Source organism: Sulfuricurvum sp. (genome assembly GCF_031427015.1).
In the GTDB taxonomy this organism is placed as follows: domain Bacteria; phylum Campylobacterota; class Campylobacteria; order Campylobacterales; family Sulfurimonadaceae; genus Sulfuricurvum.
Window position 1 is genome coordinate 186,408 of sequence record NZ_JASJOW010000003.1, and the last position, 20,325, is coordinate 206,732.

Here is a 20,325-nt window from a genome sequence, read left to right on the forward strand (position 1 = left end):
AATCAAAAGTGTTCCCTATATGAATAAATCGATATCTTTTTTGCTCTTATTTCTTATCTTCGTCTCCGCATCTGCAAAAGATCAGATCCGTTTTGGCGTATTCGCTTATGCCGGCGTTGAAAAAACACGCGCCAAATATCAGCCTCTCGTCGATTATTTAAATACAAAATTAGATAAAGAAGTTCTCCTTGAAATCCTTACACAAGAGGAGATGGACGAGAAAATTGCTAAAAACCAACTGGATATCGTTACCACTAATCCGACCCATTTTCTTGTTGTACGTCAACAATATGCGCTCAGCGGGGCAATCGCGACACTGATCAGTGTGAGTGAGGATGGAAAGCCTACCAGCAGGCTCGGCGGAGTTATTATCGTCCGTCCCGAGAGTATGATTGAAAATATTCGTGACATCAAAGGTAAATCGATTTCAACTCCGAGTTTAAAACACATGGGGGGATTTAGGGCTCAAGTATATGAGTTGTATGAAAACGGGATCAAGATCAATGAAAAGAACAATAAGATACTCCAAACGCATGATTCACATCAAAAAGTAGTCCAAGATGTCCTCCTTAAAAAAGCGGAAGTCGGATTTATCCGTGACGGTATTTTAGAAGATATGATTTCAAACGGTGAGATAAAGGCGGATGATATTCGAATTGTCCATGAGCAAAAATGGCCTAACCATCCTTACCGCGTATCGACAAGACTTTATCCAGAGTGGCCTGTTTTCGCCCTTCCGCATACGGAAGAATCGGATACAAAAGCGTTTGTCGCAGCGTTGTTTTCACTACAACCGACGAATCAGGTATTGCTCAAAAAAGGGATTTACGGCTTTAGCCTCCCTGCCGATTATTTGGAAGTCGAAGACCTCGCTCGTCATTTGCGTCTCCCTCCATTTGATACAATTCCCGAATTTACCTATTTGGATATTTGGGAACACTATAAAGCGGTGATTTTAGTTTCAGTGGGGGCATTAGTACTTACCTTGATCTATTTTACGCGGGAGAGACGGAGAAAAAAACTCTTCGAATCGCTCCTTTCCAACATTGGAGACGGCGTTTACGGTGTTGATAAAGAGGGGAAATGTACGTGGATTAATACTCAGGCGCTTAAAATGATCGGACTCACGGAAAAAGAGGTTTTAGGAGAGGATCAGCACACTTTCTTTCATCATCAGAAAGATTCCCCTGAAGCCTATAATAAATCAAAATGTCCGATTTATCTCACATTGGATGATCAACAAACCCGAAGCTGCGAAGAGCTTTTAATCCGTTATGACGGTACATACTTCCCCGTTAGTCTCACGGTCGCTTCTGCAAATGATGGGGCTATTATCGTTTTTCGAGACATCACAGAACAAAAAGAGCTGCAAGAGACACTGCAAAGAAGTGAATTAAGCCTTAAAAAAGCGCAATCGATATCACATATCGGGAGTTGGGAACTCGATTTGGTTACTAATACTCTGATTTGGTCCGAAGAGATTTACCGTATTTTTGAAATCAACCCTTTGCATTTTGAACCCTCTTATACCGCTTTTATAGATACGATCCATCCCGATGATCGTCAAAGTGTCAACGAAGCGTATCTGAACTCTTTGCAAGATCGGCAAAAATATATTATTGAACATCGGCTTTTAATGAAAGACGGAAGGATCAAATGGGTTCGGGAAGTCGGAGATACCGACTATGATACTGCGGGTTTGGCAACACTTTCCAGAGGAACGGTACAGGACATTACCGAAGAGGTTTTGTTATACCAAGAGCTTCAGGAGACAAAGTTAAAACTTGAAGAAGCAAACGCCTCCTTACAACTCAAAAATGAGGAACTTTTAGAACTTGCGATGGTTGACGGATTGACGAAAATTCCGAATCGCCGCTTTTTCGATGAGATGTATGATAAAAAGTATAAAGAGATGGTAAGAGATAAAAAAACATTGGCAGTATTGATGATTGATGTCGATAGTTTTAAATCGTATAACGATCATTACGGTCATATAAAAGGGGATGAGTGCCTGATCAAAATAGCTGAAGTTTTTCAGAAATCTCTTAAGCGCTCCAGTGATATAGTCGCACGCTACGGTGGAGAAGAGTTTGTTGTTGTACTGAAAGATATCGATTTTGAAGGGGCTTTGCAGGTTTCAAAAAGTTTAATTCAAGCGGTTGAAGAGCTGGAGATACCGCATGCCTATTCATCGGCGGCCAAACATGTTACGGTCAGTATCGGAATGGCATTTAAAGCGGTCGAAGATGAAATTTCGAAAGAGACACTTTTTAAGAATGCCGATGATGCTCTTTATAAGGCTAAAGAGGGCGGAAAAAATAGAGTCGCAGCAACCGTCGCTTAAGAGAATAAAGGAAAAAAATGGATAAAAAAATAATAACGGAACGTATTTTATTGGTTGATGATAGTAAAACCTTGTCAAAATTGATCAGCTTAAAAGTAAAAAGTGAATTAAACGTAGAGATTGATATCGCCTATTCGCTGGCAGAAGCGGAGCTTTTTACGAAAAAGTATACTTATACGCTAGCCATTCTCGATCTTAATCTCCCCGATGCACCTAACGGTGAAGTGGTTGATGTAATCCTCAAAAAAAACATCCCCTCGATTGTTTTGACTGGGAGTATCGATAAAGAGTTTCGAAAAGCGATGCTAAAAAAAGAGATTATCGATTATGTCCACAAAGGGGGTCTTGATGATATCGACTACGTCATTGATATTATTAAAAGACTTCTCAAAAACCGTCATCATAAAGTGATGGTGGTCGATGACTCATCGGTATTCCGCAATCAGATGAAAAAAATGGTGGAGAACCTCTTTTTTCAAGTCTTTGCCCTTGCCCACGGCGAAGAAGCGCTTTTGATTTTAGAACAGCACCCTGACATTAAAATCATTATTACCGATTACAATATGCCGGTTATGGACGGGTTGGAGCTGACAAAAGCCGTTCGCCAAAAATACACTAAGAACCAGCTGTGTGTTTTTGTCCTCTCCTCCACCGAGGATTCCGATGTCTCCGCTATGTTCCTCAAACGAGGTGCCAACGATTTCATCAACAAACCGTTCAGTAAAGAGGAGTTTTCATGCCGTATATGCAATGCGATTGAGGCATTGGAAAATATCGACATGATTACCAACTTCTCCCATCGTGATTTTTTGACAGGACTCTACAACCGTCGCCATTTTTTCACGGTTATGGAGAGCTATTTTCAAGCGGCGGGCGCTCAAGATGAAACCTTTGTGACGGCGATGATCGCGATGGATAATTTCAAAAGTATCAATGCTACCTACGGTCATGATTGTGCCGACAATGCGATTATTCACATCTCTGAGATTATTCGTTCCGAGTTACAGTATCACGATATCGTAGCCCGATTTGAGGGGGAAGAGTTTTGTGTTGTACTTAAAGATACGGGGCGTGAAAACGGGTTGGATGTTTTAGAACATCTCCGTCAAAAGATAGCGTGTACACCTCTGATAAACACGCAGGGAGAAGAGATATTTGTGAGTGTTTCCATCGGTGCGATCGTGGAACACGAAGACTCTTTTGCGGAGACGATAAACGAAGCCGATGCACAGCTTTATCAGGCGAAAACAGCCGGAGGCAATAAACTCTGTGTTGTTTAAACGAGAGCGGGTGAGTAAAAAGCAAACTGCTGACGGCCTGCTTCTTTCGATGCGTACATAGCGATATCGGCGTGATTGAGTAGAGTTTCTGCCGTTTCCCCGTCTTGGGGGAAAATACTGATACCGATGCTGCATGCACTGTAAACCTCTGTATCTTGGATGAGAAAAGGGGTTTTGAATAATTGTAATATTTTTTCAGCAACCGTAGTAAAATGGTTTTTGGAAATACCGTCATCGATGAGTAGGACAAACTCATCCCCTCCGTTGCGGGCAACCGTATCCCCTTTTCGGGTCATTTGCCGTATCCGTTTGGCTACATGAATCAAAAGCTGATCCCCGATCAAATGCCCTAACGTATCATTGATCTCTTTAAAATGATCCAGATCGATAAAAAAGATTGCAAACTCTCCACCGGTACGGGTTTTTCGATCGATTGCGTGATTGATACGGTCGGCAAGAAGACGGCGGTTAGGCAAATGGGTTAGAGAATCATGCATGGAAATATGGGTCAGTTTCTTGGTTTCATGGAGCAATTGATTTTGGACATCGAGATAGTTACTGATATCACGGCGAATTTCGAGGTAGGCGACAACGGCACCTTCACTATCGAATATCGGTCGAGCATCAACGTCAATATGATGTTTTTTCCCTTTTTTATCGGTATGTATATGTCGCTGAGTAGAGGGTTTTTTCGTTTTGGAAACATGCTCGATGGGACAGAGTGGGGAGCCGTCAGCACAGGCACCGCTTGTCGTATTCGATATCTTGTAACATTTCGGAAGGAGTGCATTGACATCTTCTCCCCCCAGTTCTTTGGCCGCTTTATTCATCATACTGACACTGAAATCAAGCTCAATGTACATGATAGGATCGGGTATCTCATCGATGATAGTTTGCATCATCCTATGTGAACGTACCAACGATTTCTCGAGATTTAAAACGCGCGCCGCTTTTTCCAGCGCTTTGAGCATAACCTCTATGTCCGTCGGTTTTAAAATATAATTATCGACGTGCAGTGCAATACTCTGAAGCAGTAACGGGGTATCGCTAAAAACAGAATTAATAATGACCGGAAGATTGGGATCCGTTGCACGCATACGCTCGATCATCTCAAAACTGTTTATGTCAGGTATTTGAATCTCGCACAGGAGAATATCAGGATGAGAGGATTCGAAAATGCTCATCGCCTCATCACCGTTTCTAGCGATAAAAATAGCCTTGAAATGCTCTTTGAATGCACTTAGAAAGGTCTCAATAGCCTCTTCGTTATTTTCTACATAGAGAAGGGTAAAGTTTTTTAGCATGGCTGTTTAGACCATCCCTTTAATCTGCTGTATCAATTGTTGAAGCGAGGTGACATCTTTTTGTATCCCCAAAAAATATTTTAGTTTGTGTGTTTTTTTATCGAAAATAGGGCTTATCGTTACCTCACTGTAGATGAGTTGACCCGATTTATGATAATTTCGGAGCGTTACGGTGACATCTTTGAAAGCTTGCATAGCTTGACGTATCTCTTCGAGAGCAGGCTGATTGCGATCATCCCCTTGTAAAAAACGGCAATTTTTCCCGATCACCTCTTCAGGGGTATATCCGAAAGCATTTGCAAAAGCATGATTCACGTAAATGACAGGGTTATCGTTTTGGTTGGGATCGGATATCGTAATACCGTTTTGGGCTTGATCGAGAATATCAATTAAATTCTCACTAAATAGAGGGTGGCTTTCACGATTCTTTTTCAACATATAGCTTCCGCCGTAATAGTTGACGATCGAGAGACAGGGGATACGTTTGCGAATGTTACTGATTAAATTACGGACATTTCTAGGTTTATACTCATTTTCAAAGTTCTCCCATATATGAAAAAATATGTCAATACTGCTGATGGGTTTATTGTAATTGGTGATGAGGAGTTTTAAAACTTTTCTCATATTAGAGGTTAACGGTACATTTTCGTTATGCAATTTTATGGTTTCGGTAGTGGTGTCCCAATAGCATCGGTCGCAAAGTTTAATTATGTGGTGAGTATTCATGGAGGCAATTGTAATCAAAAAGTGTCTTCAAAGTGTCTTTTTTAGTCAATAATTGGAATTTTATTCGAAAGGGAGGCTTTGAACGCAAATAAGTATCCCCAAAGGATCAAAGAGGTACTCTTGTAACGAATAAAAACAGTACCGTATTTGGAACAAGGTAATTAAGATTGAAAGAACTCAATAGGTTTATGTGGAAAACGTATGATCGTCAAAAGATTCAGCCTAAACCGCTAATGCGTCAGCTGATGACACCCTTGAGTATATTAATACTTTTGTGTGTTATCGGAAGCGGCATTTTACTCTATCAACAGTACCGTCATTTTTTGCATGACAAATCCAGTGACAATATTTCCGAGATGAACCATGACATGGAGATATTACTCCATCAGCAATCTTCAGCACTCTCTTTGGCAATTAAACCTATAGCCGCTGATCTTGGCGTTCAAAAAGCATTGCGCGAGGGTAACAGCCGAGCCCTTTTTGCCCAATGGCACGGGATATTTGAAAAAATGAAAGAGGAGAATGGTCTTACCCATTTTTATTTTATGGATAAAAATCGTGTTTGTCTGGCACGGATACATAACCCTATCAAAAAAGGGGATGTTATTGATCGTTTTACCGCTTTGGAAGCGGAGTGGAGCCGAAAAATTTCATCAGGCATCGAAGTCGGCCCGATGGGAACGCTGACCTTACGGGTAGTACAGCCTGTGATTGTAGATAATGAGCTGATCGGATACATCGAATTAGGCAAAGAGATCGAAGATGTGATCAAGCATCTCCATTTTCAATCCGATATTCAACTGGCGGTTATTTTACATAAAGAGTATCTCAACCGCGCTGCATGGGAAGAGGGGATGCGGTTGCTCTCGCGTGAGGGGAACTGGAATCTTTTCAAGAATGATGCGTTAGTCTACTCTTCAATGGAGAAAATCCCTCAACCCTTTCTCGCGTTAATAAACGATTCCACAGGCATACAATATAAACTCCAAGAGCTCGATAAAGAGGTATATGCAGAGGGGAAGACGTATAGAGTGTCGATGGTGGAGCTCAAAGACGTATCGGGGAAAGAGGTGGGTAATTTGTTCATTATGAACAACATCACGCATGAAAATCTCGAATTTTTTGATCAAGCGGTGTTAGGTGGAATCTCGGGTCTGATCCTTATCGGATTTGTTATAAGCTTTATTTATCTGCTTATTCGTCGAACCGATGAGGGGATCAAAAATCAGCAGCGTTATCTGTACGAGAGTCAGCAACGCCTTGAACAGCTTGCCCGTCATAGTCGGACATTTGCATGGGAGGTTGATGCTCATGGAAAATTTACCTATATCAGTGATGTCGTTTATGAAGTTTTAGGGTATCACGCTGATGAACTCATTGGAAAATATTTTTATGAACTTCATCCTGAAAACGGAAGAGAAGCGTTTAAAAATGCAGCTCTTGAAATTTTTGCGCGAAAAGAGTCTTTTAGTAATTATAAAAATCGCTCGATGAACAAATCGGGGGGCATTGTTTGGCTTATGACCAATGCTCTTCCTCTCCTTGCTCAGGATGGACGACTGCTCGGATATCGAGGGAATGATACGGATATCACACAATGGCAAAAAGCGGAAGATGCAATTATCGAATCGCATAATCTTCTCTATACGATTATTGATACTATCCCCATTCGGATTTTTTGGAAGAGCCGTACTCTACGGTATATGGGTTGCAACACCCTTTTTGCGCATGATGCCGGACTTGAAAAACCTAATGAACTTATCGGAAAAGATGATTATCAAATGGGATGGTCGGCAGAGGCGGATGCGTATCGGGAAGACGATCGTGCCGTGATGGCTTCAGGGGAGGCTAAACTTTTTTATGAAGAAGTACAAACGACCCCAAACGGAGAGACGATTTGGCTCAGTACATCCAAAGTACCGCTTAAAAACAATCATGGAGAGATCATCGGGATTTTAGGGACATACGAAGATATTACCCGACACAAAGAGATGCAAAATTCTCTTCGTTTGACGGCCCAAAGACTAAACGAAGCGCAACATTTTGCCCATATGGGAAGCTGGTCATTTGATTTAGAGAGTAAAGCGTTGGTATGGTCTGATGAAGTCTATCGTATTTTTGAGATCGATCCGAACCGTTGTGAAGTCAATTATGACATTTTGATGGATCGTATCCATCCTGAAGATCGGGAGATGGTAGTGAATGCGTATCAAAGTTCACTTGAAACAAAAGAACCTTACAACGTTACGCATCGTCTTTTGATGGATGATGGGCGTATCCGATGGGTACATGAGAGCGGGATAAGTGAGTTTGATGAGGAGGGGAACGCTTTGCGCTCAATGGGAACGGTTCAGGATATCAGTGAACGCAAAATGACCGAAGAAAAGGTCGAACAACTGGTGTTTTTCGATTCTCTTACTCAGCTGCCTAATCGGATATTGTTGATTGATCGGCTCAAGCAGTCAATGGCATTAAGCGCTCGAAATAATCAATTTGGGGCGCTCCTTTTTATTGATTTGGATAATTTCAAGCTTTTGAACGATACGTTAGGGCATGGAGTGGGGGATAATCTCCTCAAACTCTCCGGTGAACGACTCCGAAAATGTGTACGTGAGGGGGATACGGTCGCCCGTTTGGGAGGAGATGAATTCGTTATTCTTTTAAGTGATTTGGGGAGTGAAGAAAAATACGCCGCCGCAACGTGTGAATTGATCAGTGAGAAAATTTTATCTGTGTTGGGAGAACCGTATGATTTAGAGAGGGGACAATACCAATCAACCGCCAGTATCGGTATTACCCTCTTTCGCGGTGATAGTACCAGTGACGATGAATTGATGAAACAAGCTGATTTAGCGATGTACAAATCCAAAGAGGCGGGGAGAAACGGATTAAGCTTTTTTGATCCTATCATGGAATCCTCTTTGAAAGCACGTGCTCTGTTGGAAGAGGAGATTCGACGGGGGATTGAGGAGGAACAGTTTATTTTGTATTATCAACCTCAGGTCTATGCGAACGGCGCCCTTTTCGGTGCAGAAGCATTGGTTCGATGGAATCATCCGCAGCGGGGTGTAATAGCTCCTGCCGAATTTATACCGATGGCGGAAGAGACGGGACTGATATTGCCATTAGGTCAGTGGATTTTGGAAGCGGCATGTGTTCAGATTTCGAAATGGAGTCAGGATGAGAGGTTTTGTGATTTGTGCGTTGCCGTAAATGTAAGTGTTCGTCAGTTTAATCAAAAAGATTTTGTGGATCAAGTGGTGAAAACACTCCAAAAAAGCGGGGCGGATCCTAAACGGCTGAAACTTGAACTGACTGAAAGTTTATTGGTTCAAGATGTGGAAGAGGTTATTGAAAAAATGGATCGTCTTAAATCGATAGGTGTTTGTTTCTCATTGGATGATTTCGGAACAGGATACTCCTCACTCTCGTATTTGAAACGGCTCCCTCTTGATCAACTAAAAATCGATCAGGGATTTGTTCGTGATATCCTAAGTGATCCGAATGATGCCATTATCTGCAAATCGACGATTGCTTTGACGGAGAGTATGGGACTTTCGGTTATTGCTGAGGGGGTAGAGACGAAAGAGCAGTTAGATACCCTTTTGGCACTGGGATGTCATGCTTATCAGGGATATTGGTTTAGTCGTCCTTTGGATAGGGACGCATTCGAGGCGTATCAGCGTGATTGGATCGCTCGGCACCCGCAGGAGAAGAGATGAAAAATTTAAAACATAAAATTATTTTAATTTTGAGTCTCTTGATACTGACGGTAGCCTCGATTATTACGTTTTACAATCTTTATCACGAAAAAGAAGAAAATGGACGTCGGCTGAGTGAAGCGTATCAGCATGTTCATCGAACCTATAATGAAACATTGGAAGATACGATCCGATTGTATCACTCAAGAGCCGAAGCCAATCTCCGTATTCCCGGCATCATAGAATCGTTCGCCGCACGAGATCATGACAAACTCTATGATCTTATACGACCGGATTGGGAGGTGTTGCAGCATGAGAACCCGTGGCTTACCGTCATGCAATTTCATAATGCCGACGGGACATCGCTGCTCAGACTGCATCAGCCGCAGGTGTATGGCGATAATATCGCGTCAAAACGCTCTATGGTAGCTTACGCACATAAAAGTGCACAAAGTATTGCCGGATTTGAAGAGGGGCGGCAAGGATTGGCATTTCGTATCCTTATTCCCGTATTTAATCAGGGTACTTACATCGGGTCGATTGAGTTCGGTATAGCCGCACCGTATTTCACCGATAAAATTCGCCGCTTTGCCGGATATGACTCTTTTTTCTTTGTGCACAAAAATGCTTTGGGAACATTCGGTCGGATGGGGCATTCGGTCATAATTAATGAATATATCGGGATTGATATCCCCTCATCCTATCGCCCCTTTATACGAAAATACGCAGATAACTATTCAAAACTTCAAAACGGCATTATCGTCTATACCGGAGAGACGTATGAGGTGAACGTTCTCCAAATTAAAGATTATCGAGCCCGCTCCGTCGGCGCCATTATGTTTGTTCGCCCTACGGGTGATTTTAAAGGGCATCTGCGTCATATGATCGTCGCCTCGGCACTTATTGCTCTTCTTTTGATTTTTATTATTGCATTTTTGGTTGATCGCGGCTATTCTCTAATAACCGCAAAAATGAGTTTTCAAGAACGCTACAGCCAAATGATACTCGATTCGGTCCCTTCTCCGGTTATCGTGACGGACGGGGAGTATTTGATCGCCGCCAATAGCTCTTTTTTAGAGTATTTGCATTATGAGAGCGTTGCGTCGTTTAAAAGGGATCATTTATGCGTGTGTGAGTATTTTGAAACAGGGGATACCGATGAGTATCTGATGCCTGTGCATGATGATCAGCGTTGGACGGAATACATGCTTGAGCATCCTCTCCAAACCCATAAAGCCAAGATAACGGTTGAGGGGGTAACGACGGTTTTTGAAGTTCGTATCTCCGTTTTGAAAGTAAATGAAGAGAGACGTTACGTCGTCATTTTTAACGATATTTCGATGATGCAACTCCAAACGATGACGGATCCGCTCACGATGCTTGCCAATCGGCTCCATTTTAAAATGGTGTATCAACATACGGTTAATATTGCACACCGAACCGAGAAACCATTAGGGGTGATCTTTTTTGATATTGACCATTTTAAAAATGTCAACGATCAATATGGACACTTACAAGGGGATATGATTCTCAAACAGATCGCATCTATCGTACGGCAACGAACCCGCAAAAGTGATATTATCGCCCGATGGGGAGGAGAGGAGTTTGTTCTCCTTTTACCGGATACGTCATTGGAAGAATCGATCAGTGTAGCCGAGATGCTTAGAAAGGCGATTGATACCGAGGAGTTTGAGACGGTTGGAAATGTTACCTGCTCTTTCGGAGTGGCGACACTCGAAGAGAACGAGGAGGGGGAAGAGCTTCTCAAAAGGGCGGATGAAAGACTCTATGAAGCAAAAGAGAACGGGCGTAATAAAGTTATTTATTAAAAACTGAGTTTTAACACCGTTAAAATGGCCTGTTTTTCCTGAGCGGGATTTGAAAAATAGCGTTCTCTAACGTCATCCTCTAAAATCGAGAGGTCATCGAAGAGTTCCGCATCATCTTTTTCGGGAAAGTAGAGATTTACTTCATGCGCGATCTCTTCAAGATCTTCTTCAATACGTGTCTCATCAAACAAGCCGATACGTTCTCCGTGTTCGATCGTCGAGAGGGCACGAAGCAAATAGAGTTGATCACATCGTGCATCATCGGCCTCTTTATAAATCCATGTGTTGATTTGGGTGATCTCGGAACGATAAAGCTCGCTTGATTGTTTAATAATCTGTTTTTGGCTCTCTGATAATGGCATTGCGCATTCCTTTAGGGGGTGATAATTTTAGTGTGTGACACTCAGCCCTTGGGCTTTCCATTCCGTGATTCCGCCGCTGACGTTGAGGGGGGTGAAACCGTTATCGGCTAGGAGTCGTGAAGCACTCACGCTTCGGTTACCGCTGTGACAATAAACGATGACCTTTTGGTTTTTTACATTGGCGATTAGAGCGAGATTTTTATCCAGCGTCTGCAACGGGATTAGGATCGCCCCCTCGATATGTTCTTTGGTAAACTCATCGGGGGTGCGGACATCGAGCACGGTTACCTGTTCACCGCTTTGGATAAGGGCTTGCGCCTCTTTGGGGGTAATGGATTCAAAATTAGAGAATATCCACCCTTTTGAATAGGCGAGGTAGCCGAGAATGGCGATAAAGAGTATCCAGTATCCGATATTAAGCAGTTGTTTTTTTTCCATAAAAATCCTTGTTGTTTTTAAATACCGCGTGATTTTTTAATCATCTCGTAGGCGGCGTTGATCTCTTGCACTTTTTCGGTTGCTTCTTTGAGATATTCGTCAGATGCCCCTTGTGATTTGATAATATCGGGGTGATATTCACGCACGAGTGAGCGGTACGCTTTTTTGACTTCATCGTTGGTTGATGCAGATGTGAGATTTAAGAGAGCATAGGCCTGATCGATAGAACTCTCTTTGACGCTATGGCGGTGATAAGAACCGAAACGCTCAAGCATAGCGGCGAGATCAGCTTCGCCAAAATGGAGGTGTTTGGAAATGAGACGAAGCATCTCCTCTTCCGCATGGCTGAGGGTTCCGTCGATGTAGGTGAGGTTGACGAGAAACTCCATCATCTTTTGACGTTTGTGCGGATCGTTTTCCAACGCTTTATAGAGTGCCTGCGCTACCGGATCGAGATTATGAGGGGCATTTTTCTCCTCATCGAATATCTCTTTGAGCATTTTTTTGGTTGCTTCGGGATTGGGGAAGAGGAGACTGATGTCATTGAACATATTACTGACGAGTTCCGCTTCGAGTTCATCGACACGTCCGTCGGCTTTAGCCACTTTGGCACTTAGGGCGACAAAAAGACCGAGTTCGCTGTAAGCGAGGTTCTCTTTGGTGAGTTTAAATCCTGAAAATTGGCTTTTGGAGTAGGTATGCTGGTTTTTAGAAAAGCTTCGGGAGAGCCAGAAAAAGAGGAGAACGACAACGGCTAAGACGATCATTTGAGTCATTGAAAATCCTGAGATTAAAAGTAAGCGACAGTGTACCCTTAAAAAGTAACTGTAGGAAGTTTTGAGGTAGGTTATAATGGTATGAACAAGATAATCAGAAGGGTTAAAAGATGAAAATGCCACCTCTTATCTACGGAACGGCGTGGAAAAAAGAACAAACGGCAGATTTGGTTGAGATGGCGATATTGAGCGGTTTTCGCGGTATCGATACGGCATGTCAACCCAAACATTACCATGAAGCAGGGGTAGGGGAGGCGTTAGGGCGGCTCTCGGCTCAGGGGATTAAGCGCGAAGAGCTGTTTCTCCAGAGTAAATTCACCCCCCTCGCAGGACAAGATCCGCAGCGTATTCCGTATGATCCCAATGCCCCGCTAGAGACACAGGTCGCACAATCTTTTAGCGTTTCTAGGGAGAATCTAAAGAGCGAATACGTCGATTCGTTGGTACTTCATTCACCGCTGTTTCCTTATGCCCATCTTTCAAAAGTATGGGGAGCGATGGAGATCCTTTTTCATAGCGGAGGCGCTCTTCAGCTGGGGATTAGCAACTGTTACGATTTGGAGTTGCTCAAACGTCTTTATGCGGATGCACAGGTGAAACCCTCCGTCGTCCAAAACCGCTTTTACGCCGATAGCGGATACGATGTTGAACTGCGGCAGTGGTGTGATGAGGTAGGGATCGTGTACCAGAGCTTTTGGTCTTTAACCGCTAACCCCCATATCTTAGCGAGTCGAGAGTTCTTTGCGCTAACCCAAGAGTACGATAAAACCGAAGCGCAAATTCTTTATCGTTATCTCACGCAAATCGGGATTGTTCCGTTGATCGGATCGACTTCACAGCACCATATCAAAGAGGATTTAGAGATTTTTTCATTTACCCTAAAAGGGGATGAGATCGCCGCAATAAATGCCCTTTTTATATAACTTTTACAATCTTCGGGCATCCTGTCTGATAGGATATTCTAAATAAGGAGGACGGTTCTGATGCGTTTAGCTTTTATACTGCTGTTTTTAACGGTAACTTTTCTATTTGCCGAGACAAAAAAAATCATGGTTGATCTTAAAACCGGAAATATGGATGCGTTTACGACACAGTTTTTAGGGGGTGTCCCCGGAACGGCGGATTATTTTATCGCGCAGGGTGATAGTGTTGAAATAGCGGTCGTAATCCATGGAGATGCGTATAAATTTTTTGTCCAAAATCTAGAAAACACCCAATACGGTGTGGATCAATCGTTGGCAGAGAATCAAGAGAAACTCCATAAAAGACTCTTGGAAATAACCGGTAAATATAAAGTGACGTTGGAGATATGTCAGGTTGGGATGAATAAACGGGGGATTTTAACCGAAGACATTTATCCGTTTGTCAAACCGATTAAATCGGCGATGGTGGGACTTGTAAAATGGCAAAGTAAGGGATATACCTATATTCCGCTCCCTTAAAATATTTACAATCAAATGAATGATTAAGCCAACGGGTGGTAGAATTCCCCTTGTGATGCGGGAATAGCTCAGTTGGCTAGAGCGTCAGCCTTCCAAGCTGAATGTCGCGAGTTCGAGTCTCGTTTCCCGCTCCACACTCTCTTTTTAAACAACCCACTTTTTTACACCTCGCACCAATTTTCCGATATAATAATTCTTGTATGATGTGAGAGACAAAGGGAAAGTTCTGTATGAACAAAAACGAAATTCTTGAAATACTCAAAACGCTAAAACCCCGTTATCAGCAAGACGGTTTGATACTTGTTGGATTATTCGGCAGTTTTTCACGTGGTGAAGAGAAGAATGATAGCGACATTGACATTGTATATGAGATCGAAAAAGGGAAAACCTTTTCGATGTTTAAATATCTCAAATATCTCGCTGATCTTGAAAAATATCTCAATCATAAAGTCGATTTGGTCAGAGCCGAAACTATCAAAAGCGACCTGAAACCCTATATTTATAAGGACATAATTTATGTCTAGGGATTGGAAATTTTATCTCAGAGATATTCTTGCTGAGTGTCAAAACATTCGGAAATTTACGGCAAATATCACGTTTGAAGAGTTTACGGATAATACTGAAAAAGTGTATGCAACGGCAAAAGCGTTTGAAAATATCGGTGAAGCGGTCAAACAGATACCCAAAGATATACAAGATGAATTTAGCACTGTGCCGTGGAATGAAATTGCCAAAATGAGAGATGTGCTAACACACCATTATTTTGGATTAGATGATAAAGTTCTTTGGGATACTCTTGGAGATGATTTTTCTATATTTGAAGAGATTATTGAACAAATAGCAAAAAAATATCTGGATATTAAAACTAGATAATTTTCTATTAGCACAAAAAATATATAAAAACGCGGGTAGTCTGACCCCGATTACCCCATATTCTTTTTCAGTACATCGAGCGGCATTACAAACATCGCTTTAAAGAGCGGTGATATTCGTGTCGTTTTATCATCGATCACTTCCAGCGCACTAAAGCTAAACCCCTCACCATCCGCACTGTTCGTCGGTGTAACGGTAAACGTTAACGGTTTGAGGGTACGGATCATGTTGAGGATGCTTTTATGCCGTTTATCCTCTGCGCCCAAGAGAATATTGCCGTCTTTCGTTCGTACTTTTGCCGACTCGACAAGAAGTCTCCAGTTATCGGCATGGAGCGTTTTATTCCATGTCATCACACCGTTGGAGTAGTTGATTTGTTTTTTTTCACCGACGATGATCCCCTCACGCGTAGTGCGGATGGTTTCGGCGAGAGTAAGGAAAAAGTTTTTGCCTCCGACTTTATCAGAGCATTCGCGCAATAGTTCACTCAAAGTTTGTTCATTATCCATAAATGATCCTTTTCTTTTGCCAATCATATCTAATTTGCCCTTTGAACCGCTCGATTGGGCGATTTTAATCCCAATTGTGCTATTTTTCTACTATGAAACAACATGAAACTGCCCCTTTTTGGGAAACGAAAACACTCGAAGCATTAAATCCCCAAGAGTGGGAGATGCTCTGTGACGGTTGCGGCTTATGCTGCCTAAACCGACTTCAGGATGAAGAGGACGACACTGCACCGATCTATTTGACCCGTGTTGCCTGTGAGTGCTATGACATTAAAGCGGGACAATGCAGTGATTATGCAAACCGTTTTGAAAAAGTAGAGGGGTGTATGCGATTGAGCGTGGAGAGGGTAGCCGAGTATGACTGGCTTCCTGAAACCTGTGCCTATCGACTTATATATGAGGGGAAATCTTTACCCGCTTGGCATCCGTTGATTTCTAAAGATCCTCATACGGTACGTCCGCACGGAATGTATGCCCTAAACCCGATTTTGGATAATGAGTTTATTGATTTGGAAGATTATATTGTCGAGGAGTCGATTTAGCCTGTATGTTATATTCATGCTATACTCATGCTATGTTAACTTTCTATAATATAGAAAGATATTATTTGCGCTAGAGAAGGGAATCTTGATGGATAAAATCACAATCAAAACGAAATTAATGATCGTTTCGCTGTTGGTCTCGCTATCATTGCTTGGAGTTGCTATAGAGTCTCTTGTTGCGACAAAAAGTGGGCTTATGAATGCAAAAAAAACCATGCTTACGACACAGGTCGATACGGTTAACTCACTCTTATCGTATTATGCAGGTGAAGTAAGTTCGGGACGTATGAGTCTTGAAGCGGCACAAAGTGCGGCAAAAGAGCACATTAAAAACCTTCGCTATGATGAAAAAGAGTATTTTTTTATTCTAAATGAGCAAGTGCAGGGGGTGATGCACCCGATTAAACCGGCATTGGATAATACCGATCTCTCTGATATTAAAGATCCTGAGGGGAAAGCGCTTTTTGTTGAATTTGCAAAAGTAGCCAAAGCGGAGAAAGAGGGATATGTCTCCTATATGTGGCCGAAACCTAATACGGAGACCCCTTTACCGAAACTAACGTTTGTACGTTTATTTCCTGCATGGGGATGGATCGTTGGAACGGGTGTGTACGTCGATGACGTCGAAAATGAATTTATGGATTCGGTGATCCAAAAAGGGATCATTATCACGTTTTTAGTCATTATCATGCTTATGTTAATGGTTGCAATTCAGCGTTCAATCGTCAATAAACTCTCAACAATGCAGACAATGGCGGAAGAGCTAGCCAGCGGTAACGGTGATTTGACTAAACGGCTCGGAATTGAGGGAACGGATGAACCGGCATTGGCGGCAAACTCTATCAACTCTTTTATCGGCGTCATTCAAAGCATGGTGCAAAATGCCAAACGCTCTTCCGATGAGAATGCTTCGGTCGCGACGGAACTTTCCAAAACTTCGATGGCTATTGGGCGTCGGATGGAAGATGAGTCGAATCAAATGGATGTGATTTATCACACGACGGAACAGATCATCAACCTTTTGGGTATTACCAAAGGGGAAAATGAGCGAACGTGCAAAGAGGTTGTTGCCGCGAGCGAAATGTTAAAAATATCACAAGATGAATTGATGATTATGATTGAGATGATTCGCCAGAGTGTCGAAGTAGAAGCTGAATTTGCAGTGAAAATCCATGAACTCACCAGCAATGCCCGTCAGATCCGAGAAGTTCTCTCCGTCATCGGCGATATCGCCGATCAAACGAATCTTCTAGCCTTGAATGCAGCGATTGAAGCCGCACGGGCGGGAGAACACGGACGAGGATTTGCCGTGGTCGCCGATGAAGTACGTAAACTTGCCGAGCGGACACAAGGGAGTTTGACTCAGACCGATGCTACTATCTCGATTATTGTCTCTTCGATCGAAGAGGCATCGATACAAATGGGCCACAATGCAAAAAGCATTGAGTCGCTTGGAGAGAAATCAAAACTTGTCGGGGAGAAAATCGGGCATACGGCGGATGTGGTGAAACAAACGAGCGATGCGATCAAAAAGCTAGTCCAAGATGCGGATAGTAACACGAAAGAGGTTGAAGGAATTTCCCAACGGCTTTCAACGATGAACGATTTGGCGCGTGAGAATGCGCGAGGGGTAGAAGAGATCGCAACGACGGCGGAGCATCTCTATAAAATTGCAGAAGGGCTTAACCAAAACCTCAGTCGTTTTCACGCGTAAGGGTATTTATTTCGGGTTGGTAATTTTGTAGATAAATCCGAAAACTTCAACTACGGCAACATAGAGTTTTTCGGGGATCTCTTTATCGATCTCCACTTTACTCAAAAGCTCCACTAAATCTTCATCTTTATGGATGGGGAGGTTGTGGAGTTCAGCGATTTTAATGATATTTTCCGCACTCTCCCCTTTTCCTTTTGCAATTACCTTGGGCGCATGCTCTTTTTCAGGGTCATAGCGCAGCGCAACCGCTTTTTTCATACCGTAACCTCAAATCCGAGATCCGAACCCTCAGAGGTACGGTAGAGATCATTGAGCGGCGTTTTAATCTCCTTTCTCTCCAAGATTCGAAGCGAACGAGGGGTGAGACCCGCATCGATTAGTTGTGAACGCAGAGTTGCAAGATTCTCATGTATGAGTGTTTTTAATTCCCCTTTTTCGGTATGAGCTTGGATCTCAATCTGATTCCCCTCATACAAAGCCATCATAAGATCGAGTTCACCGTACTCTTTGAGTTTCAGATTGATTTCACAATAGAATTTTTTATCCGGTGTCTTTTTAAACGCAAGAGAGCCTTCTTCGAGCTGATCCCATGCAAAAGGGAAATAGATCGAGTTGGATGAACTCAAATGGGAGATGAGTTGATGATAGTCGATTTGTATTAAGAGTTTGTCAACCTGCTCCAATACTTTAGAAGCTGCAGGATCGGCGGAGTGTTGAAGCTCTTCACTTAATGCGAGTAGGTTGGATTTGAGATCATTCGACAGAGATTCTTTGAGAAATGTTTCGAGAACCAGTTCTTTGGGATTGGTAAACTCACCGAGTTTTGCGACCATATGGGTGATTTCAAGGGTAGTGTTTTCCCCATTGTGTACCGCATTTTTGAGTTGTAGAGTAAATGCTTTTAGATCCTCATCGGTTGATGTACTCAGATTTTTAAAGAGGTTCTCGATGGAGTCGAGAAGGGGATTGGCGGGGGTATTACTGGTTAAAAGGGTACTGTAAATCTGAGAGAGGGTGGTTTTTATCTCTTGAAGAGCATTGAGCTGTTCGAGTTTTTGAGCAAGCGAGGCAACCTCTTTGGAATAAAGAGGGTCACTTTTAGAGAGAAAATTTTGGAGAGAATCGGATATTTTTTTGATTGTATCGGTGAGTTGAACGGCACTTTCTTGGTTTAGGGGCGCTTGCGCTAGTGCAGTACTTCCTAATAGGGCGGTGATATGAGTCTGCAGCGTTTTAGCTTCGTTCAGAGGGACTTTGGAGAGAGCCGCTTTGAGAGTTTCGAGGGTTTGGGTTAGGTCGGGGAGTTTTTGGAGTGCCGAAGCAAATTTAGACTCCATAAAAACACCACTGTCGGCAATCTGACTTTTAAGCGTTTGCGGGTCAAGAGTCGCGATATTTTTGAGAAATTTTTCCAATACGGCTGTTTTCGGCGTTACATCGGAAGAAGATTTAAGTTCACCCACCAGTGACTTTAAATCATCGCTGAAGCTCCCCATATTTTTAAATGCCGTAGAGTTTTTGAGCAAATCAAGAAGCGTTTGATCTGATTTAGAAGAAGTGGCTTTATCTTGAAATACGGAGGTGAGAAGGGATTTGATATCTTTTCCCTCTTTGAGAGTTTCAAGCTGCTCAGGGGTAGCGTGTTTAACTGCTTCCGAGAGGGCTTTATTGGTATTTGTGAGGATAATATTGAGTCGCGCTTCGGGTGTGATGGTTATCATGACTTAAATGATAACACAGAATTATGTTTTCGTTGCCGTTATAAAGATGAGATTATCGATAATATCGATGGTTTCATTTCCCTTTCGGTTCTCTTCGATCTCTGCTATCCCCTTTTCGATCTCTTGATCGCTAAAGACTCTTAAATCAGACATAAAACGGTGTCGAAGCATCTCATACCAACTCTCTTTTGAGAGGGTGAAGGTGTGGCTTCTGGGTATGACGTTAACCTCAAATCCGGATGCTTTGAGTTCAGCTTCGATCATAGTAAAAGGGGGCTGATTCCGTGCAAATTCGACTTTGGCCGCTTCAAAAAAAGGAAATTTAATCTCCTGAGGTCGAGTTATGATCAGTAATTTCCCCCCGTTTTGAAACGAAGCATAAAGCGTTTTCCAAAACTCTGCACGGTTGGGTATATGATGGATCACCTCTTTGAACAACATTTTGGAAAAAGGGGTGTGTGATGCTAAAAAATCATCTGCATCACAGCAGACGGCGGTAATGTTTTCGTGTTTTGCCGCCTCGCTGCACATGGAGCTTGAAGGTTCAACACAATAGGCATGAGTCAGATGGGCTTCATCTGCCAAGCGGCTTGTAAAGGTTCCGGTTCCCCCACCGATATCGACGAGAATATCCTCAGGTGTGAGGGAGAGATCCTCTCGTATATGGTGAATAACAAAATCTTTGTAATCATCGGAGAAATACCAAATACGGTTAAAAACCTCTGCAATAGAATCGAAATGGTTTGTTTGAGCCATAAATATCA

The 20,325-nt window shown here is 42.6% G+C and carries 18 protein-coding genes, 1 tRNA gene and 1 pseudogene; 11 read left to right on the top strand and 9 right to left on the bottom strand.

The window, feature by feature from the left end:
* Window positions 1-19: 19 nt before the first annotated feature.
* Window positions 20-2,344 (top strand): diguanylate cyclase, encoded by a 2,325-nt coding sequence (locus RMO68_RS06190; RefSeq protein ID WP_310439853.1) that lies wholly within the window; start codon window positions 20-22, stop codon window positions 2,342-2,344.
* A gap of 17 nt (window positions 2,345-2,361) precedes the next feature.
* Window positions 2,362-3,624 (top strand): diguanylate cyclase, encoded by a 1,263-nt coding sequence (locus RMO68_RS06195; protein ID WP_310439854.1) that lies wholly within the window; start codon window positions 2,362-2,364, stop codon window positions 3,622-3,624.
* On the opposite strand, the gene RMO68_RS06200 is transcribed toward RMO68_RS06195, so the two are convergent.
* Together RMO68_RS06200 and RMO68_RS06205 are read right to left on the bottom strand one after the other, a co-directional pair.
* On the bottom strand, window positions 3,621-4,928 hold the full coding sequence (locus RMO68_RS06200; protein ID WP_310439855.1) for a diguanylate cyclase domain-containing protein: 1,308 nt from the start codon (window positions 4,926-4,928) through the stop codon (window positions 3,621-3,623). The two genes, RMO68_RS06195 and RMO68_RS06200, sit on opposite strands and share 4 nt — an antisense overlap.
* Window positions 4,929-4,934: 6 nt before the next feature.
* Window positions 4,935-5,654, bottom strand: a complete 720-nt coding sequence (locus RMO68_RS06205; protein ID WP_310439856.1) for a PAS domain-containing protein — start codon at window positions 5,652-5,654, stop codon at window positions 4,935-4,937.
* Window positions 5,655-5,821: 167 nt separating this feature from the next.
* Between RMO68_RS06205 and RMO68_RS06210 the strand changes: the two genes are divergently transcribed.
* Together RMO68_RS06210 and RMO68_RS06215 are read left to right on the top strand one after the other, a co-directional pair.
* Window positions 5,822-9,376, top strand: coding sequence for an EAL domain-containing protein (locus tag RMO68_RS06210; RefSeq protein WP_310439857.1), 3,555 nt, complete (start codon window positions 5,822-5,824; stop codon window positions 9,374-9,376).
* Window positions 9,373-11,184, top strand: coding sequence for a diguanylate cyclase (locus RMO68_RS06215; RefSeq protein WP_310439858.1), 1,812 nt, complete (start codon window positions 9,373-9,375; stop codon window positions 11,182-11,184). The genes RMO68_RS06210 and RMO68_RS06215 overlap by 4 nt, the downstream gene beginning before the upstream one ends.
* Here RMO68_RS06215 and RMO68_RS06220 read toward each other — a convergent pair.
* From RMO68_RS06220 to RMO68_RS06230, 3 genes are read right to left on the bottom strand one after another with little or no spacing between them, the layout of a single operon-like run.
* On the bottom strand, window positions 11,181-11,546 hold the full coding sequence (locus tag RMO68_RS06220) for a hypothetical protein (protein ID WP_310439859.1): 366 nt from the start codon (window positions 11,544-11,546) through the stop codon (window positions 11,181-11,183). The genes RMO68_RS06215 and RMO68_RS06220 overlap by 4 nt on opposite strands.
* A gap of 27 nt (window positions 11,547-11,573) precedes the next feature.
* Window positions 11,574-11,984: a rhodanese-like domain-containing protein gene (locus RMO68_RS06225; protein WP_310439860.1), complete on the bottom strand. Its 411-nt coding sequence runs from the start codon at window positions 11,982-11,984 to the stop codon at window positions 11,574-11,576.
* A gap of 17 nt (window positions 11,985-12,001) precedes the next feature.
* Window positions 12,002-12,760 (bottom strand): TerB family tellurite resistance protein, encoded by a 759-nt coding sequence (locus RMO68_RS06230; RefSeq protein ID WP_310439861.1) that lies wholly within the window; start codon window positions 12,758-12,760, stop codon window positions 12,002-12,004.
* A 110-nt stretch (window positions 12,761-12,870) separates the two neighbouring features.
* On the opposite strand from RMO68_RS06230, the gene RMO68_RS06235 reads away from it, so the two are divergent.
* The 5 genes from RMO68_RS06235 to RMO68_RS06255 all read left to right on the top strand — a co-directional run bounded on the left by RMO68_RS06235 (window position 12,871) and on the right by RMO68_RS06255 (window position 15,075).
* A complete protein-coding gene (locus tag RMO68_RS06235; protein ID WP_310439862.1) occupies window positions 12,871-13,683 on the top strand; it encodes an aldo/keto reductase in 813 nt (270 codons plus the stop codon).
* A gap of 60 nt (window positions 13,684-13,743) precedes the next feature.
* A complete protein-coding gene (locus RMO68_RS06240) occupies window positions 13,744-14,202 on the top strand; it encodes a DsrE family protein (RefSeq protein ID WP_310439863.1) in 459 nt (152 codons plus the stop codon).
* A 57-nt stretch (window positions 14,203-14,259) separates the two neighbouring features.
* A tRNA-Gly gene (locus RMO68_RS06245) sits at window positions 14,260-14,336 on the top strand.
* Between the two features lie 96 nt (window positions 14,337-14,432).
* On the top strand, window positions 14,433-14,726 hold the full coding sequence (locus tag RMO68_RS06250; protein WP_310439864.1) for a nucleotidyltransferase domain-containing protein: 294 nt from the start codon (window positions 14,433-14,435) through the stop codon (window positions 14,724-14,726).
* A complete protein-coding gene (locus RMO68_RS06255; RefSeq protein WP_310439865.1) occupies window positions 14,719-15,075 on the top strand; it encodes a DUF86 domain-containing protein in 357 nt (118 codons plus the stop codon). The genes RMO68_RS06250 and RMO68_RS06255 overlap by 8 nt, the downstream gene beginning before the upstream one ends.
* A gap of 50 nt (window positions 15,076-15,125) precedes the next feature.
* Here the strand turns inward: RMO68_RS06255 and RMO68_RS06260 are convergent, their stop codons facing one another.
* A complete protein-coding gene (locus RMO68_RS06260; RefSeq protein WP_310439866.1) occupies window positions 15,126-15,584 on the bottom strand; it encodes a hypothetical protein in 459 nt (152 codons plus the stop codon).
* Window positions 15,585-15,676: 92 nt separating this feature from the next.
* Between RMO68_RS06260 and RMO68_RS06265 the strand changes: the two genes are divergently transcribed.
* Together RMO68_RS06265 and RMO68_RS06270 are read left to right on the top strand one after the other, a co-directional pair.
* A complete protein-coding gene (locus RMO68_RS06265) occupies window positions 15,677-16,126 on the top strand; it encodes a YcgN family cysteine cluster protein (RefSeq protein ID WP_310439867.1) in 450 nt (149 codons plus the stop codon).
* An 88-nt stretch (window positions 16,127-16,214) separates the two neighbouring features.
* Window positions 16,215-17,675, top strand: a pseudogene (locus tag RMO68_RS06270) (methyl-accepting chemotaxis protein); the annotation flags it as partial.
* Between the two features lie 171 nt (window positions 17,676-17,846).
* Here RMO68_RS06270 and RMO68_RS06275 read toward each other — a convergent pair.
* Genes RMO68_RS06275 through RMO68_RS06285 form a run of 3 tightly spaced genes read right to left on the bottom strand, consistent with a single transcriptional unit; the run spans window position 17,847 to window position 20,317 of the window.
* A complete protein-coding gene (locus RMO68_RS06275) occupies window positions 17,847-18,098 on the bottom strand; it encodes an EscU/YscU/HrcU family type III secretion system export apparatus switch protein (RefSeq protein ID WP_310439869.1) in 252 nt (83 codons plus the stop codon).
* Window positions 18,095-19,561: a flagellar hook-length control protein FliK gene (locus RMO68_RS06280; protein ID WP_310439870.1), complete on the bottom strand. Its 1,467-nt coding sequence runs from the start codon at window positions 19,559-19,561 to the stop codon at window positions 18,095-18,097. The genes RMO68_RS06275 and RMO68_RS06280 overlap by 4 nt, the downstream gene beginning before the upstream one ends.
* 21 nt (window positions 19,562-19,582) lie before the next feature.
* Window positions 19,583-20,317 carry a class I SAM-dependent methyltransferase gene (locus RMO68_RS06285; protein WP_310439871.1) on the bottom strand — a complete coding sequence of 245 codons (735 nt, stop codon included), beginning with the start codon at window positions 20,315-20,317 and terminating at the stop codon, window positions 19,583-19,585.
* Window positions 20,318-20,325 lie beyond the last annotated feature (8 nt).